Source organism: Roseivivax marinus (assembly GCF_900109705.1).
Classification (GTDB): domain Bacteria; phylum Pseudomonadota; class Alphaproteobacteria; order Rhodobacterales; family Rhodobacteraceae; genus Roseivivax; species Roseivivax marinus.
On the sequence record NZ_FOAI01000008.1, the window covers coordinates 119,897 to 134,365 of the forward strand.

Here is a 14,469-nt window from a genome sequence, read left to right on the forward strand (position 1 = left end):
CGCCGGTCCATGCGGGGCGGGCGGTGGCGCCTAAGCCTCCGTGCGGTCGGACGCGCCGTTGCGACGGTGCCCGGGGATCTCGGGGTGCCGCTCGCCCGGTGCTTCCCCTTCGGGCGTCCGGGCCGCCGCAGTGCCTTCACCACTCGTGTCCGCCGCCGCCCGAGATTGACCATCGTCGGGCAAGCTGTCAGACCACTCAGCCGGAACCCCTCGAAAAGGCGATCCATGAAGGTCATCATCTGCGGCGCGGGCCAGGTCGGCTGGCAGATCGCCCGCCACCTCTCGGGCGAACGCAACGACGTCACCGTCGTCGACAACAACCCCGATCTCGTGCGGCGCGCGACCGACACGCTAGACGTGCAGGGGATCGCGGGCTTCGCGTCCTATCCCGACGTGCTCGAACGGGCCGGCGCCAAGGACGCCGACATGGTGATCGCGGCGACCTATTCCGACGAGGTCAACATGGTCACCTGCCAGGTGGCCCACTCGGTCTTTGCCGTGCCGCGCAAGATCGCGCGGCTGCGGGCCAAGTCCTACCTGACGGCGATCTACTCGGACCTCTACCGCCGCGACCACATGCCCATCGACGTGGTGATCTCGCCCGAGCGAGAGGTGGCGGATGCCGCGCTTCAGCGGCTGGCGATCCCGGCGGCCTTCGACACCGAAACATTCCTCGGCGGTCACGCCAAGCTGCTCGGGCTGACCATCGACGCGGGCTGTCCGATCGTGAACACGCCGCTGCGGCAACTCACCGACCTGTTCTCGACGCTGCGCGCGGTCGTGGTGGGTGTCAGCCGGGACGGGCGGCTCTTCGCGCCCGAGGCACGCGACCAGCTCTTCCCGGGCGACTCGGCCTATTTCATGTGCCACCGCGACGACGTGCGCCGCCTGCTCGAGATCCTCGGAAAGTCCATGCGGCAGCAGGAACGCGTCGTTCTCGTCGGCGGCGGCAATGTCGGCCTCATGGTCGCGCGCGAGTTGGAGGGCCGCGAAGAGCGCATCCGCGCCAAGGTCATCGAGAAGAACCGCAAGTGCGCCGAACGCGCGGCGGAGGCGCTGGAGAAGACCATCGTGCTCAACGGCGACGGCCTCGACGCGAGCCTGCTGTCCGAGGCCAATATCGAACGCGCCGACGCCGTGCTGTGCGTCACCGACGACGACAAGACCAACATGCTCGCGGCCGTGCGCGCCAAGGCCGCCGGGGCGAAGATGGCGATCACGCTCATCAACGACCCGACGCTGGTGCCGCTCATGGGCCCGCTTGGCATCGACGCCTTCATCAACCCGCGCGCCACCACGGTCAGCTCGATCCTGCGTCACATCCGCCACGGGCGGGTGCGGGCGGTCTATTCCATCGGTGACGGCGAGGCCGAGGTGATCGAGGCCGAGGTTCTGTCGACCTCGCCGATCTCGGGCACGCGGATCCGCGACATCGACTTCCCCGAGGGCGTTCTGGTCGGCGCCGTGCTGCGCGGCGAGAAGGTGATGAAGATCACCGGCGGCCTGCGCATCGAGGAGGGCGATCTGATCGTGATGTTCGCGATGTCCAAGGACGTCCCCGAGGTGGAGCGGCTGCTCCAGGTCTCGATCGACTTCTTCTGATCCATGCGCGCCATCACCGCCCTGCCGCTGCTTCTTCTGCTTACGGGGCTGTTCTCGGCCTCGATGATGGTGCCCGCCGCCGTGGCCCTGTCGCAGGAGGCGTTCCACGACGCGCGCAGCTTCTTCTACTCGGGGCTGACGGGCATGGTCGTGGTGGCGCTGATCGGCGTTGCGGTCGCCGGTCGCGCGCACAACCGCAACCCCATGCGGCAGCTGTTGGCGCTGGCGGTCGGCTACCTGATGCTGCCCGCGATCCTCGCCGTGCCGTTCCACGAGGCGGTAAGCAACACCACCTTCGTGAACGCCTATGTCGAGATGACGTCGAGCCTGACCACCACCGGCGCCACGCTCTTCGCGCCGGGGCGACTGTCGATGGCCGAGCACCTGTGGCGCGCGCAGGTCGGCTGGATGGGCGGCGCGCTTCTGTGGGTCTCGGCGGCTGCGATCCTCGCCCCCCTGACCCTGGGCGGCTTCGAGGTGACAGCGGCGAGCGAGCCCGGTCAGACCCCGGCGCCGGGGGCGGCCCACCGTGACCATGCCGACCCGCGCCAGCGCCTGACCCGCGCGGCGGTCGCGCTCCTGCCGATCTACATCGGCCTGACCGTGATCCTCTGGACGCTGCTCTACGCCAGTGGCGACGATGCCTTCGTGGCGCTCTGCCATGCCATGGCGACGCTCGCCACCTCGGGCATCTCGCCGGTGGGCGGGCTGTCGGGCGGCGAAGCGGGCATCGCGGGCGAGATCGCGGTTCTGGGCTTCATGCTTTTCGGCCTGTCTCGCCTGACCTTTTCGAACGACACCAGCGCGGCGCGGCGCGCCGGTCTGCTCTACGATCCCGAGTTCCGGCTCGGCCTCATCATCGTGGTAGGGGTTCCGACGCTGCTTTTCCTGCGCCACTGGCTCGCCTCGTTCGACGTGGGCGAGGAAGAGGACTTTCTCGCCGCTGCCCGCGCGTTCTGGGGCGGGCTCTTCACCACCCTGTCCTTCCTGACGACCACAGGCTTCGAAAGCGGTGAGTGGCTTCGGGCGCAGGGCTGGTCGGGCCTCGAGACCCCGGGGCTGATCCTCATGGGCCTCGCGATCCTTGGGGGAGGCGTCGCAACGACCGCCGGCGGCGTGAAGCTCTTGCGGGTGTTCATCCTCTATCTAGCCGGTCGACGGGAGCTCGAGAAGCTGATCCACCCCAACTCGATCGGACGCTCGGGCCTTCTGAGCCGGCGCACCCGCCGTGAGGGCGCCTTCATCGCGTGGGTGTTCTTCATGATCTTCGCGGTGACGCTCATGGCCACTGTGCTGGGTCTCGCCGCCACGGGCCTTCGGTTCGAGCCCGCCTTCGTCGTGGCCATCGCGGCGCTGACGAACACCGGGCCGCTGGTCGTCTTTGCGACCGAGATGCCGGTGGTGATCGCGCAGTACGGCGTCCCGGCCAAGATGATATTTTCCATCGCCATGGTGCTTGGTCGGCTCGAGGTGCTGGCGCTTGTCGTCATGGTCACGCCGGACCTGTGGCGCGACTGAATAATCGGAACATGGTTCCCGATGCGTTCCAGATTCCCCCTTTAAGTCCGCCCGGGCTCACGACATACTCCCCCGGAGCGAGGTGACTGCCGCCAGAAGGCGTCAAAAAGAAAAAAGGCATTCTTAAATGGCTTCCGACAGACAGAACCTTCAGGACGCATTTCTCAATCACGTCCGCAAGACCAAGGTTCCGGTGACGATTTTCCTGATCAACGGGGTGAAGCTCCAGGGCGTGATTACCTGGTTCGACAATTTCTGCGTCCTGCTGCGCCGCGACGGCCAGTCGCAACTGGTCTACAAGCACGCGATTTCGACGATCATGCCCGCGCAGCCGATCAATCTGTACGATTCCAGCGAATCGAACGGGGACTCGTGAACGAGACCGAAGAGGTTCCGACCCGCGCCTGGGTCCTTCATCCCGACATCAAGAGCGACCGGGACCGCCGCGATCCGGCGGTGGCCCTCGACGAGGCCGTGGCGCTCGCCGCGGCCCTGCCGGGGATCGAGGTCGTCGGCTCCGAGATCGTGCCGCTGCCGCAGCCGCACCCGAACGCACTGTTCGGGTCGGGCAAGATCGAGGAACTGGGTGCCCGGCTCAAGGCCGAAGAGGTCGAACTGGTTCTTGTGGACGGCCCCGTCACGCCGGTGCAGCAGCGAAACCTCGAGCGGGACTGGAAGGTCAAGCTGCTCGACCGCACGGGCCTGATACTCGAGATCTTCTCGGACCGGGCCGCCACGCGTGAGGGCGTCTTGCAGGTCGAGATGGCGCACCTGTCGTACCAGCGCACGCGCTTGGTGCGGGCGTGGACCCACCTCGAACGTCAGCGGGGCGGGCTCGGCTTCGTCGGCGGCCCCGGCGAGACCCAGATCGAAGCGGACCGCCGCGCCATCGACGAACAGCTCGTTCGCCTGCGCCGGCAACTCGAGAAGGTGGTGAAGACCCGCGCGCTGCACCGCAAGGCGCGGGCCAAGGTGCCTTATCCCATCGTCGCGCTGGTGGGCTACACCAACGCCGGCAAGTCGACGCTGTTCAACCGGCTCACCGGGGCCGAGGTGATGGCCAAGGACATGCTTTTCGCGACGCTCGACCCGACCATGCGGGGCGTGAAGCTGGAAAACGGTCCCGAGGTCATCCTGTCGGACACGGTGGGTTTCATCTCGGACCTGCCGACCGAACTGGTCGCGGCCTTCCGCGCCACGCTGGAAGAGGTGCTCGAGGCGGACCTGATCGTGCACGTCCGCGACATCTCGCACCCCAACGCGCAGGAGCAGGCCGACGACGTGCATGCAATCCTCGCCTCGTTGGGCGTGGCCGAAAGCACGCCGCAGATCGAGGTCTGGAACAAGATCGACCAGCTGCCCCCGGACGCGCACGAGGCAGCACTCACGCGGGCCGAGCGGGTGGACTCGATCTATGCCCTCTCGGCGTGGACCGGCGAGGGAATGGAGCCGCTTCTGAATGGCATCGCGCGGGCGATCGAGGGCGAGAAGATGCACACCGATCTCCACCTCGGCTTCGACGAGGGCCGCAAGCGCGCGTGGCTGTTCGAGCGCGGCCTGATCGTGGACGAGAGCCAGACCGAGGAGGGCTACGACCTCTCGGTGCGCTGGACCGCCAAGGAAGCCGCGCAGTTCGACAAGGTCTGAACGCGGGTGGCGCCCGGCCTTGGCCGGCGCCCCCCGCGCCCCCATATCTGGCGCGCCACGATCAACGGAGTGGGCGCTATGGGTTACGTGAAGACCGCCATGCTGATGGCCGCGATGACGGCCTTGTTCCTCGGCATCGGCTACCTGCTGGGCGGAAGCGGCGGCGCGGTGATCGCGTTCGTGGTCGCGGCCGGCATGAACGCATGGACATGGTGGAACTCGGACAAGGCGGTGCTTCGAATGCACAACGCCCGTCCGGTGGGCGCACAGGATCCCTCGGGACTGTCCGCGATGGTCCGCGATCTCGCCTCGAACGCCGGGATGCCGATGCCCGCGGTCTACGTGATCGACACGCCGCAACCCAACGCTTTCGCCACCGGGCGCAACCCGGCGAACGCCGCCGTCGCCGTGACCACCGGGCTCATGCGCTCGCTCAGTCGTGAGGAGTTATCGGGTGTGGTCGCGCACGAGCTGGCCCACATCCGCAACCACGACACCGCGATCATGACGGTGACCGCGACCTTCGCCGGTGCCATCTCGATGCTGGCGAACTTCGCGCTGTTCTTCGGCGGGCGGCGCGAGGGCGGCCTCGGCATCCTCGGCACGCTGGCGATGATGATCGTGGCGCCGCTGGCCGCCGCGCTGGTGCAGATGGCGATCAGCCGGACGCGGGAATACGCCGCCGACAAAGCCGGATCCGAGATTTGCGGCAACCCGATGTGGCTGGCGTCGGCGCTGGCCCGGATCCAGGAGGGCGCCGCTCGGATCGACAACGACACCGCCGAGCGGAACCCGGCGACGGCACACATGTTCATCATCAATCCGCTGCACGCCCACAAGCACGACAGCCTGTTCTCGACCCATCCGGCGACCGAAAACCGCATCGCCGCGCTGCGTGAGCTGGCCGGGCAGGATGCTGCGACGCCAGCGCGGCGCGAGCCCCCGCGCACGCCCGAGATGCGTGCGAGCAACGTTCCCAACACGCGGGGGCGGTCGTCGTCGGGGTCCGGCCCGTCTGGCCCCTGGGGCTGAGGCACGCCCGGCGTGCCCGACCCGTCGGGGCACTGTCCGATTAACCAATGAAAAAGGCGCGCGAGGTTGCCCCCGCGCGCCTTTGTTAGTTGGATCGGACCGCGATCAGGCGATGTCGAAGCGATCCGCGTTCATCACCTTGGTCCAGGCCTTCACGAAGTCCGCAACGAAGGTCGCCTTCGCGTCCTGTGCGCCGTAGACCTCGGCCAGCGCCCGCAGCTGCGAGTTCGAGCCGAACACCAGGTCGACCCGCGAGCCGGTCCACTTGGCCTCGCCGGTCGCCCGGTCGTGGCCTTCGAAGACACGGTCGTCCTCGATCGCTTTCCACTCCGTACCCATGTCGAGCAGGTTGACGAAGTAGTCGTTGGTCAACTGGCCCGGACGGTCGGTGAAGACGCCGTGCGCCGTACCGCCGTGGTTCGCACCAAGAGCCCGCATACCGCCCACGAGCACCGTCATCTCGGGCGCGGTCAGCGTCAGCAGCTGGGCCCGGTCGATGAGCAGCTTCTCGGTCGGAACGGTGTAGTCCGCCTTCACGTAGTTGCGGAAACCGTCCGCCTGCGGCTCGAGAGGCTCGAAGCTTTCGGCATCGGTCATCTCCTGCGTGGCGTCGGTGCGGCCGGGGGTGAACGGCACAAGCACGTTCTGACCGGCATCCTTCGCGGCCTTCTCCACCCCGGCGTTGCCGCCGAGCACGATCAGGTCGGCCAGCGACACCTTCTTGCCATCGGCCGCAGCCGCGTCGAAGTCCGCCTTGATGCCCTCGTAGACCTTCAGCACCTTGGCGAGCTGTTCGGGCTCGTTGACCTCCCAGTCCTTCTGGGGCGCCAGCCGGATCCGCGCGCCGTTGGCACCGCCGCGCTTGTCCGAGCCGCGGAAGGTCGCCGCCGCGGACCACGCGGTGTAGACGAGTTCGCGCACCGACAGGCCGCTGTCGAGGATCTTCGACTTGAGGTCGGCCACGTCGCGATCATCGACCAGCGGGTGGTCGACGGCCGGAACCGGATCCTGCCAGATCAGGTCCTCGGACGGGACTTCCTTGCCGAGGTAGCGAACCTTGGGGCCCATGTCGCGGTGGGTCAGCTTGAACCACGCGCGGGCGAAGGCGTCTGCGAACTCTTCGGGGTTCTTGTGGAACCGCTCCGAGATCTCGCGGTAGGACGGATCGACCTTCATCGCCATGTCGGCGGTGGTCATCATCGGCACGACCTTCTCGTCCGAGCCGTCCACCTGCGGTGCCTTGTCTTCGTCGCGGATGTTCACCGGGGTCCACTGGTGTGCGCCCGCGGGCGATTTGGTCAGCTCCCACTCGTAGCCCAGGAGCATGTCGAAGTAGCTCATGTCCCAGGTGGTGGGCGTCGGCGTCCACGGACCCTCGAGGCCCGACGTGATCGCGTGCTTGCCCTTGCCGCTCTCGAAGGTCGAGGTCCAGCCGAAGCCCATGGCCTCGATGCTGCCGCCCTCGGGCTCGGAACCGACATGCGCCGCGTCACCCGCGCCGTGGGTCTTGCCGAAGGTGTGGCCGCCCGCGGTCAGCGCGACGGTTTCCTCGTCGTTCATCGCCATCCGGGCGAAGGTCTCGCGGATGTCGTTCGCCGACGCCTGCGGATCCGGATGCCCGTCCGGGCCTTCGGGGTTCACATAGATCAGACCCATCTGGACAGCCGCCAGCGGGTTCTCGAGCGCCCGGCCCTCGGCGTAGCGCGTGCCCTCCTTGTCGGAGGTGGCGAGCCATTCCTGCTCGGAGCCCCAGTAGATGTCCTCTTCCGGCTCCCAGATGTCCTCGCGACCGCCGCCGAAGCCGAAGGTCTTGAAGCCCATGGTCTCGAGCGCGACGTTGCCGGTGAGGATGAACAGGTCCGCCCACGACAGTGCGCGGCCGTACTTCTGCTTCACGGGCCACAGCAGGCGGCGGGCTTTGTCGAGGTTGCCGTTGTCCGGCCAGGAGTTCAGCGGAGCAAAGCGCTGGCTGCCCGAGGACGACCCGCCGCGGCCGTCACCGGTGCGGTAGGTGCCCGCCGAGTGCCACGCCATGCGGATCATGAACGGGCCATAGTTGCCGTAATCGGCCGGCCACCAGTCCTGGCTGTCCTTGAGGGTGTGGGCGATGTCCGCCTTCACCGCGTCGAGGTCGAGCGCCTTGAACGCCTCGGCATAGTCGAACTCCTCGCCCATCGGATCGCCGAGCGGCGAATTCTGGTGGAGGATCTTGAGGTTGAGCTGGTTCGGCCACCAATCCTTGTTGGTGCGCGCCTTGAAGGTCGTGTGCGCGAAGTTTCCGTGAATGACCGGGCAACCGCCGTTTCCGGGCTGATCGTTTCCGTCCATCGTCCTCTCCTTTGAAAGTCGCATGTCGACGCGTGGCTGCGCCGACTCTGGTGACAGGATAGCAGGCGCAGGCGATAGGGAAAAATTGCAAAAGCAGATCGGACCGATTGGCGGATATTATCAAGGTAGTCGCCGAGGTGGCTTTGCATTTGGCGCGCACCGAGGTAAGCACCGCGCTTGGCAAGCAGACGCGCACCTCCCAGATGAAGGCCACCGCCTGACGGTAAGACGCACAGGAGCCCCGTATCATGGATCGCGACAGGATCGAGACCGTCCGCCACGCCGCGCGCCTATCGGTCGCGCCGATGATGGACTGGACTGGTTGATGATAAAAATCAGTAGGTTGAGAGCCGTCTTGTGCAATATTTGTGCAACTTAAAATCGGCTTCTGGCGTGCTCTGTCGGGTGTTCTGCGGTTCAAATAATTTGATCCAATTGCGGCTCGTCCGACAGGGCAAAACCCACATTCGCCTGAAGACAATCAAAATGGGCTAACTCCGTACTTGGGAGATGCAGCGCAAAAATTTTAGGTGGGATCAGGGCCGACTTGGGGGTAGTGGTGGTCAGGAAACCGATCCTCCAAGACTCAAAAGCGCGCCGATGCCAATTTTTTTTGCAGCTTCTTCTTTGAGATATTCTGCTTTCCGTTGATCTCATCAATGGTACCCGCGGTCTTTACCCGGCTTCCATAACGCCCGGAAATCAAGCGCAATGTATAGCCCGCTACATGCCAATCTCCGGTGAAATTCTGGAGGCATTAATCGCTGGAGTAAGACTCTAACAGGGTCATGAAAATCAATCGTTCGCATTCAAAAGTGTCATGGATAAAGGACCGTTTACAAACGAATGCAAGCAAGTGTTTTCTCATTGTGCCGATGCACAATCCCCTGGTTTCCTTGCATTGATCGCGATCTGAAAGGTTCCGTCGGCAGTCGCGCGCACGTAATGTGTAAAGAGCATTGTCGACGGTCACAAAACAGCTTGGGTAATGTGCAAATATTCTGTATTTTGCACATATGATGCCACAATCGACTATTATTCCTGAAGATTTCGACGAACCCCTCGACATCGGAGAGGGGGATGAGGATGCTTCGGAAGAAGTTCTCTGGTACCTGCCGGGCCCGATCGAAGAGGAACCGGATTACCGGCCTCCCGGACCTCGGGCGGGACAGCCGGAAAAGGGCCTCATTGATGACTGGGCAAGGGCCGAAGCGGATCAGGCTGCGCTTCTGGCAAGGGTGGCCGGGCGCTTGGGTGCGCTCGATGACCGATTGGCTCGCGCGCCCAAAGGCTGGCTGCATAGGTTGGCACTGATCGAGGCGGCAGACCTGAGCTGGTTTGCAGGAGATCGCGTAGGCCCGGATCGTCTGGCGCTATGGATTTCTATGCGCCTGTCAGGCGCACAAGATGACCCAAATGCCTTGGCGCGAATTGGATGGGCCGTTCGGCGACTGACAGGCGGTCCTGACCCGATAGTCGATATCGCAGCCTTCCTCGACCGCCGCGATCCTGAAAACATCGATGAAAATGCCGAGCGCTTCGACGATCGCGCGAGCGGTTGGCTGGATTTGATGAAACAGGCCGCCGATCTTCATCCGATCACCCGCGCCTGCATGGGGTTTCATCTCTGGAGTCTTGCGGGCCTTGGGCAGCAGGGCGATCGGGTGGAAGCAGCGGTCACGGCCGCGCGCATCGCGGCTAGCGAGGGAAACGGGGCAATTTTCGCACCGTTGGCAATGGGCGGGGCAGGGGGCCTGCGCGCGAGTGGGCCATCGGCAGAGCGCCTTAAACAATGGCTCGAGGGGATGCAGACAGCTATCCTCATGGCGATGCGGCGCCTCGACGATATCCAATCATGGTCAGCGAAGGCCAAAGCAGAGATGTCAACGCTCTCAGGCAAGACACCGCCGGTCCTGAGCGCCCTGCTGACCGAATGGCCCCTCGTTTCCGCCCCGATGGCCGAAATGTGGATCGGTGCTAGCCGCGCCACCGCTCAACGCAATCTCGCCTGGATGGAAGCGAAGGGTCTAATCCGTGAAGTGACGGGGCAGGGACGGTTTCGGATGTGGAGTATTGCGATTTAGGCCGACCAGCGGCCAGTCGAAATCTGTTCCAGTTTCGAGCGCTCTGATTACAGATTATCCTTTATTGCATCACCCCAAAGTCAGCACCATCTCCTCCGAGAGCGACAAGTCCGGAATATGCAGGTTCTCAGGTGCCGGGCCTTTGCGAATGCGCCCAGCCGCGTCATAATGGGAACCGTGACAGGGGCAGAACCAACCCCCGAAATCCCCCGCCCCATCCCCCAGAGGGACACAGCCCAGATGGGTACAGACACCGATCATGACCAGATATGCCTCGTGACCCGCAATGGCCCGGTTCTCATCGCTTGCCAGCGCATCGTCGGGCAGATTTGGGTTGCGCGCCGAGCTGTCAGGCAGGTCAGAGACCGCCTGTGCCCGAGCCTGAGCCATTTCTGCCTCCGTTCGATGACGGATAAAGACAGGTTTTCCGCGCCAGTTGACGGTCAATTGCGTTCCGGGCGCGAGATCGGAAATATCAACAGTGATCTGTGCCAAGGCGCGGACATCGGCGGAGGGGTTCATCTGGTTCACCAGTGGCCAGAGCGCAGCCCCTGTTGCCACGACCCCTGCCCCGGCCGTTGCGTAATACAGGAAATCCCTGCGGGCGGTATTCTCTGACGCTTCCATCATCGGGCATGTGTCCGTGCCTCCCGCGCTGGAAGGTCAACACGCGAGATGTAACGTTTTGTCAGCGCACCTCTCTACGGATCATCAAACAGGCCTTGTCGGCGCATTAATGGTGCGGGCCCGCGCCTTTTGCCATCATGAGGTGGTGCTCCTGGTGATGCGCCCCGATGGTCATCAGACCAAAGAAACCAAGTCCCTGAATCTGCGCGGCATCGCCATCGACACTGAGCGCCACGCCATCTTCTAAGTCCTCTGTCACAACGTCCCAGCCGGTCTCGGCCGCGAGAAAGGGCGCATGAGCGGGCACCATGGCGCGGATGGCCTCGAGAACACGGGGGGTGCCCCGAATCTCGAACCGGGCCCCTTCCGGCCGCAGGGTGCGGGCGACCACGGCCTCTTGGGTCAGAAGGTCCATATCGACCAGATGGCGGCGCAATCCGTCAATATCGACCCGCTCCCAATCCGTCTCGGGATCGGCCTGCAGGATCGTTACGATTTCCGCCAAGGCGGCAAAGGCCGATTGCCCGGTTTCCTGCGGTCCGCCCATGTCGTGACCAGCCGCGGAATTGGCGTGCTGCGCGGCCACGGGTGCGGCCATCACTATGGCAAGGACGAAGGGAATGAGACGCATGGACAGGTCCTTCAATGGGGTGGTGTCATGTTTACGCTAGCAGGGGCGGATGCATCGTAATATGATTTCAATCATATGTTGCCAAACCCCTATGATCATATCCCGAGCTCAGCCCTGCGCCCAATCTCCGGCGCGGTTGGAGATACCGTATTTCACCAAGGCGACCCCACCCACGGTCTCTATGTCGTGCAAACCGGGCGCGTGCATCTCGAGCGGGTCGGTCCAGATGGCGAGCGGTTCATCATCCACCGTGCCCAAGCCGGAACAAGCTTTGCCGAAGCTTCGGTGTTTTCGGAGGTCTATCATTGCGACGCAGTCATTGTTGAGGCCGGGGCGCTGATCCGGATCGACAAGGCTTCCGTATTGGCCGCTTTTGCCGACCCGGCATTTGCCCGCGCCTATGGCCGTCAGGCGGCTCAACAGATACAGGCGCAGCGACAGATGCTGGAGATCGTCGGCATTCGGCGCGCAGAGGACCGGGTGATGGCAGGGTTGATCGCAGGCTTGCTCGAAGGCTCCATCGTCGAGTTTGCCGCTCGGTTACAATTGAGCCATGAGGCGACCTACAGGGCGCTGCGAAAGCTTGTGCAAGACGGACGGGTCATGAACCCGTCCCGCGGGATCTATCACCTGCACCCATGACCTGATCAGCTGTGGCTCGCGAAGACCGAGGTCGCGCCGTCGGAGCCAACAAGCAAGGTGTCAAAAGCGTCACCGGCCCCGGAACCGCCCATGCCGGGCGAACTCATCGGCATGCGGGGGACAGTCAAACCGCGCGCCATCGGTTGCTCTGCTAGCAGCCGCGTGATGTCCGCGGCAGGCACGTGGCCCTCGATAAAATAGTCGCCCACGACCGCCGTGTGACATCCAGCAAGTTCCGGTGCAATTTGCAGCCGATCTTTGAACGCATAAAGCGCATCCTGATCGACGTCCTGCGCCTCGACCGCGAAGCCCGCTTGCCGGACATGATCGGCCCAAGCGGTGCAGCATCCGCAGGTGGGGCTTTTCAGGACTTTAATGACCGGTTCCGTGTTGGCCAGTGCTCGCAGGGGGAGTGTGGCAGCCGCTCCGGCCAGCAAGAACGTACGTCGTTTCATCATGTGTTCCTTTTTGAGTTACCCGAGACCCTAGAACTGTGTTTTCGAGAGTCCGTAGGCTGTTCCTGCTTGTCGGCGTGAGGGCGGATGTATCCAGGGCGTGTCCGCTTGCTGGCCCGCGAAGGGGCTGGATCAACATCCTGTCGACCCAGAGGTCGCGCGTCGTGCGAAACTGCTCGATACCGATCGTCATTCCCTCGTGGCCCTTCGCGGGCTGGGCTACGTAAGTACCCATGAGGCGGTCCCATCACGGCAGGTTGAAGCCGTAGTTTGAGTTGGTTTCGCGCGGATCGACAGAATAATGCACGCGGTGCATGTCGGGTGTGACGACGATCCATCTGAGCCACCGGTCGACCGGTCTCGGCAGGTTGATGTTGGCATGGTTGAAGAGGGCAGTGGCGTTGAGGATGATCTCGAACAACAAAACCGCGACGGCGGGCGGACCAAGCGCTGCCACCAGGGCGAGCTTGATCGCCATCGAGATGAGGATCTCAATCGGATGGAAGCGTAATCCAGTGGTTGCGTCGAAGTCGAGATCCGCATGGTGCATCCGGTGCAGGCGCCACAGGGCCGGGACGGCGTGGAACATGACATGTTGCAGATAGATCGCCAGATCGAGCAGCAGCATGGACAGGATCACAGCCAACCCGAAAGGAGCCTCGATAATGTTGAACAGGCCCCAGCCCCGCTCCTCGGCCAGGACCGCCAGACCGACGGCCAGGATTGGGAAAGACAACCGGAGGATCGCGGTATCGATCACGACAAGTGCCAGGTTGTTCGACCAACGGATGACACGCGGAATGTCACGCCGCCGACGCGGGGCGGCGAGTTCCCAAAGCGCCATGGCGGCCAGCACACTCAAAAACGCCGTCAGACGAATCTCCGGCTCTGCGGCTAGTATTATGTCCATCACAGTCTACGGCCCTTCTGTGTTAGGGCTTGGGTGCGGATGCGCATCTCGCACATCAGTCTTTTCTTGCGCAGCCTTTGCAGCCGCTATCTGGACTATATCAAGATCCCGCGCGTGGCGCTCGTCGAGACACTCTGTTTCGAGCTGCAGCGTGACCATGTGAAACCCATGCTGTTCCGTCAGCCGCCGATAGGCCCTGTTCAGCAAATCCGCGGCCTCGGCGGGTGACTGATGGCGGATATGGGCGGAAAACGCGTGTTTGCCGCTGGTCAGCGTCCAGGCATGCACATGGTGAACATCCAGAACCCCGTCCTGCCCGTTCAGGTCCGCTGTTACAGCGTCGAGATCCGTTCCCTCGGGCGTGCCTTCCATGAGAATGTGGACCGCTTCCTTGATTACGCCCACAGAGGCCCAGAGGAGAACCACCCCGAACGCCATGCCGAGAATCGGGTCAATCGCCAGAAAGCCGGTGAACTCGATCACAAGGGCGGTGACGATGATCAGGAGGCTGCCGACAAAGGTCTGGATGATGTGCCAGAGCGCGCCACGGGCATTCAGATCGTCCTTGCTCGATTGCCACATCAGCGCCAGAGAGACCACTTCCGTGACCAGGCCCCCGAAGGCGACCCAAAGCATGGGGCCTGTGGCCAGGTGGATCGGGTCTCCGAGCCGCATCGCGCCCATCCAGATCACCAGAAGCGCCATGCCGAGAAGAAAGCCGCCATTCACCAGCGCCCCGATGATTTCGGCGCGGTACCATCCGAAACTGCGCGTCGAATCCGCTGGACGGCGCGCAATCCGCTGCGCGGTGATGGCCACGAGAACGCCGCCAACCGCCGACAGGGTGTGAAACGCATCCGACAGGACGGCAATCGAGCCAGTCCAGAGCCCGACGGCCAGTTCAATCACGAAGTAGACGCCGGTGAGCCAGGCCGAAATCACAAGGGCCTTGCCGGAACTCGGCATGTGCCCGGCGTGAGAATGACTGGCCAT

Annotated in this window: 13 protein-coding genes; 7 read left to right on the forward strand and 6 right to left on the reverse strand. The window is 64.0% G+C overall.

Annotated features, from left to right (window positions below; all coding sequences use genetic code 11):
- The first annotated feature begins 225 nt into the window (after positions 1-225).
- The 5 genes from trkA (at position 226) to htpX (ending at position 5,799) form a co-directional block, all read left to right on the forward strand.
- Positions 226-1,602 (forward strand): Trk system potassium transporter TrkA, encoded by a 1,377-nt coding sequence (gene trkA / locus BMX29_RS11665; RefSeq protein WP_043841283.1) that lies wholly within the window; start codon positions 226-228, stop codon positions 1,600-1,602.
- Positions 1,603-1,605: 3 nt separating this feature from the next.
- Positions 1,606-3,120 carry a TrkH family potassium uptake protein gene (locus BMX29_RS11670; RefSeq protein ID WP_043841281.1) on the forward strand — a complete coding sequence of 505 codons (1,515 nt, stop codon included), beginning with the start codon at positions 1,606-1,608 and terminating at the stop codon, positions 3,118-3,120.
- A 127-nt stretch (positions 3,121-3,247) separates the two neighbouring features.
- A complete protein-coding gene (gene hfq / locus BMX29_RS11675) occupies positions 3,248-3,496 on the forward strand; it encodes an RNA chaperone Hfq (protein WP_043841279.1) in 249 nt (82 codons plus the stop codon).
- Positions 3,493-4,767: a GTPase HflX gene (hflX, locus tag BMX29_RS11680; protein WP_043841277.1), complete on the forward strand. Its 1,275-nt coding sequence runs from the start codon at positions 3,493-3,495 to the stop codon at positions 4,765-4,767. The genes hfq and hflX overlap by 4 nt, the downstream gene beginning before the upstream one ends.
- Positions 4,768-4,845: 78 nt before the next feature.
- Positions 4,846-5,799: a zinc metalloprotease HtpX gene (gene htpX, locus BMX29_RS11685; protein WP_092813028.1), complete on the forward strand. Its 954-nt coding sequence runs from the start codon at positions 4,846-4,848 to the stop codon at positions 5,797-5,799.
- A 105-nt stretch (positions 5,800-5,904) separates the two neighbouring features.
- Here the strand turns inward: htpX and katG are convergent, their stop codons facing one another.
- Positions 5,905-8,127, reverse strand: coding sequence for a catalase/peroxidase HPI (gene katG, locus BMX29_RS11690; protein WP_092813031.1), 2,223 nt, complete (start codon positions 8,125-8,127; stop codon positions 5,905-5,907).
- A 1,016-nt stretch (positions 8,128-9,143) separates the two neighbouring features.
- Between katG and BMX29_RS11695 the strand changes: the two genes are divergently transcribed.
- Entirely contained in the window at positions 9,144-10,211 is a 1,068-nt protein-coding gene (locus BMX29_RS11695; protein WP_043754533.1) for a helix-turn-helix domain-containing protein, read from the forward strand.
- A gap of 69 nt (positions 10,212-10,280) precedes the next feature.
- Here BMX29_RS11695 and petA read toward each other — a convergent pair whose 3' ends face one another.
- Together petA and BMX29_RS11705 are read right to left on the reverse strand one after the other, a co-directional pair.
- On the reverse strand, positions 10,281-10,841 hold the full coding sequence (petA, locus tag BMX29_RS11700) for a ubiquinol-cytochrome c reductase iron-sulfur subunit (protein ID WP_088652793.1): 561 nt from the start codon (positions 10,839-10,841) through the stop codon (positions 10,281-10,283).
- 103 nt (positions 10,842-10,944) lie between these two features.
- A complete protein-coding gene (locus BMX29_RS11705; RefSeq protein ID WP_244889219.1) occupies positions 10,945-11,484 on the reverse strand; it encodes a hypothetical protein in 540 nt (179 codons plus the stop codon).
- Between the two features lie 60 nt (positions 11,485-11,544).
- On the opposite strand from BMX29_RS11705, the gene BMX29_RS11710 reads away from it, so the two are divergent.
- On the forward strand, positions 11,545-12,111 hold the full coding sequence (locus BMX29_RS11710) for a Crp/Fnr family transcriptional regulator (protein ID WP_012187046.1): 567 nt from the start codon (positions 11,545-11,547) through the stop codon (positions 12,109-12,111).
- A 5-nt stretch (positions 12,112-12,116) separates the two neighbouring features.
- Here BMX29_RS11710 and BMX29_RS11715 read toward each other — a convergent pair whose 3' ends face one another.
- The 3 genes from BMX29_RS11715 to BMX29_RS11725 all read right to left on the reverse strand — a co-directional run bounded on the left by BMX29_RS11715 (position 12,117) and on the right by BMX29_RS11725 (position 14,469).
- Positions 12,117-12,569, reverse strand: coding sequence for a DUF411 domain-containing protein (locus BMX29_RS11715; protein WP_092813034.1), 453 nt, complete (start codon positions 12,567-12,569; stop codon positions 12,117-12,119).
- Between the two features lie 244 nt (positions 12,570-12,813).
- Entirely contained in the window at positions 12,814-13,476 is a 663-nt protein-coding gene (locus BMX29_RS11720) for a sterol desaturase family protein (RefSeq protein ID WP_244889220.1), read from the reverse strand.
- 6 nt (positions 13,477-13,482) lie between these two features.
- Positions 13,483-14,469, reverse strand: a complete 987-nt coding sequence (locus tag BMX29_RS11725; RefSeq protein ID WP_012187043.1) for a cation diffusion facilitator family transporter — start codon at positions 14,467-14,469, stop codon at positions 13,483-13,485.